General features: G+C 31.3%; 1 protein-coding gene. It reads right to left on the bottom strand.

Annotation, left to right across the window (positions count from 1 at the left end; genetic code table 11):
- Positions 1–193 precede the first annotated feature (193 nt).
- Positions 194–1,360 carry a phosphoethanolamine transferase gene (locus tag FDX01_RS00925; RefSeq protein WP_170974746.1) on the bottom strand — a complete coding sequence of 389 codons (1,167 nt, stop codon included), beginning with the start codon at positions 1,358–1,360 and terminating at the stop codon, positions 194–196.
- Positions 1,361–2,163: the final 803 nt, after the last annotated feature.

The raw sequence follows: 2,163 nt of genomic DNA, 5'->3' as shown, positions 1-2,163 counted from the left end.
AACTCAGCAAAAGTTCGATTTATTCAACAAAGCCACTTTCAGTATGGATTTGGGTGTTACGGGGGGGGTTGGTGCTTAAAATCGCGCTGAGGATTTCTGATGGTGTTAAGCGGGCGGTTTTGAGATGTAAACTCGCCCGTTTAACATAATGGGTATTAAGTGTAGTGTGTTTGTCTATCAATAAGAGATTTATCTAATTTAATTCAATGGGTTTAAAATTATCACTTAATGAATTGATATATTTTTCTTTTTCTTTTGCTTTTTCAGATGAAAAATCCTCTGTGTATTCGAATAAGTTATATGAAGGGTTTACTTTTTCTGATTTAATTGAAAGCCAGTTTAGCAATCCATGAGTGAAATCAATGCCATTATAACCAGTGTAAATGTGTTTTTTTTCAGTGTCATCACTTGTTATTCTTATTAATGGTATTTTGTATCCTGCCTTGTCATTGTCCTCATGTTTGTAAAATATATTTCCAGCGTTATCGGTTGATTCGGATGATCCATGGTCTGAGAAATAAACAATGGAGAATTTTATATTTTTTGAATTTAGTGTTTTATATGTTTCACTAATTATTTTGTCCGTTTTTGTTACTGCTGATGAGTAGCACTCTACGTCTTTTTTATTGGTTTCACTATATTTCAATAATTTATTTTCTGTCATAAATTTTTTATTTTGGTCGCATAAAGAGCCATATCCATGCGAATCAAATAAATGAACAACTATTAGTTTCTTTTTTTTACTAGGTTTTGATATGTAGTAATTTATTACTTTGAGCATATCATGGTCTTCAGCGTTATTGTCGTGAAGTTTTATAAAGTATTTGTGCGTTGCACTTTTGGCTATGAATGATATTGGGGTATCAAACTCACCAATTAAACCTTGATTACTAATCCAATATGTATCATATCCTGCGTTATTTGCTGCATTTATGAATGATTTAGGATAGTTTGGTTCTATTTTACTGTTTTCTCCTTGGTAAGTTAGCATTATCCTTAGTGATGGAACTGTGTGTGTATCAGCGCTGTAGAAATTATGAACAAATGTTCCGTTAACGGAAGACAAAAATGGAGTGTTTTTTTCATTGTATCCATAAACATTGAGGTAGTCACTTCTCATCATTTCTCCGATGAAAAGAATGTTTATTTCATATTTAGAGTCATTTGTAATTTCACCCCATTCATTGTTTTCGCTATTTAAGGAATTGAGTTTTTTAAATTGAATTAGTTCTGATATGTATTCTTTCATGCCATGCAATGCATTGAATGCCAATTTAGATAGTGTGTTTGGTGTTAGGACTAAATAGCATGACAGTACGGTTAATGTATATAGCCTATTTCTTATTGGGTCTATCTTCATTGATATAGATCTGCATTTTATTATGAATATAATAGATAAAATGCTTATTAATAAGCGCTCTTTAGGTATTGATTTAAAAAATGAAATGGACTCATCTTGAGATGTGTTTGCTATCGCTGCAATATAGTCATATTTTATCGGGCCTATATCTATCCCAGTAATAAAATAAATAGAGAAAAAAGAAAGAAAAGGAAAGGTTAAAAACCAATAAATAAGTTTATATCTAAACGTAATTGGTAGTATGATTGATAAAAGAAAAGTGTATCTGATGTTTACTTCTTTAAAAAAACAATAATTTAACACTACAGATATAAAAGTACATAACAAAAAAAGAATTATGGCGTAAGAAAATACAACGGCTTTGCTTTGCTTCATTTGCTTCATTTGCTTTATTTGCTTTATTTGATTCATTTGATTCATTTGATTTATTTGATTTATTTGATTTATTTGATTCATTATGTCATAAAATACACCTACCTATAGTTAAATTAGGTAAAATTTGGTTAACAGTGATTTTTAGGTTAAAAAGTATACAGAAAATAAATAGTGAAGTCTTGTTGACGTTAAGATATGTGAGAGAGTATCCAATTGATGAATTGGAGGAAAGAAAAACCGCCTTACAGCGGTTTTTCTAAAAGTTGGTTTATTGAGCTTGCCGGCTCATTAAACCGAGGTAACAGGGTCTGAACACCACTGAAACCAAATCATGTTTGATTAGTTTAGCCGTAATGCCGGTCAGACTTCAAGGATTTCAGGGCTTTGTTGAATAAATCAGATTTCGGGTAAGTCTCCCCCGTAGCGGG

This window comes from Citrobacter sp. wls613, from assembly GCF_005281195.1.
Lineage (GTDB): Bacteria > Pseudomonadota > Gammaproteobacteria > Enterobacterales > Enterobacteriaceae > Citrobacter > Citrobacter gillenii.
The sequence above is the reverse complement of the archived record's forward strand: the minus strand, read 5'-3'. Positions and strand labels throughout refer to the sequence as shown.

Bases quoted from the DNA above. Each gene is read 5' to 3' on its own strand.
- FDX01_RS00925 (WP_170974746.1), bottom strand. From the start codon at position 1,360: ATGAAGATAGACCCAATAAGAAATAGGCTATATACATTAACCGTACTG.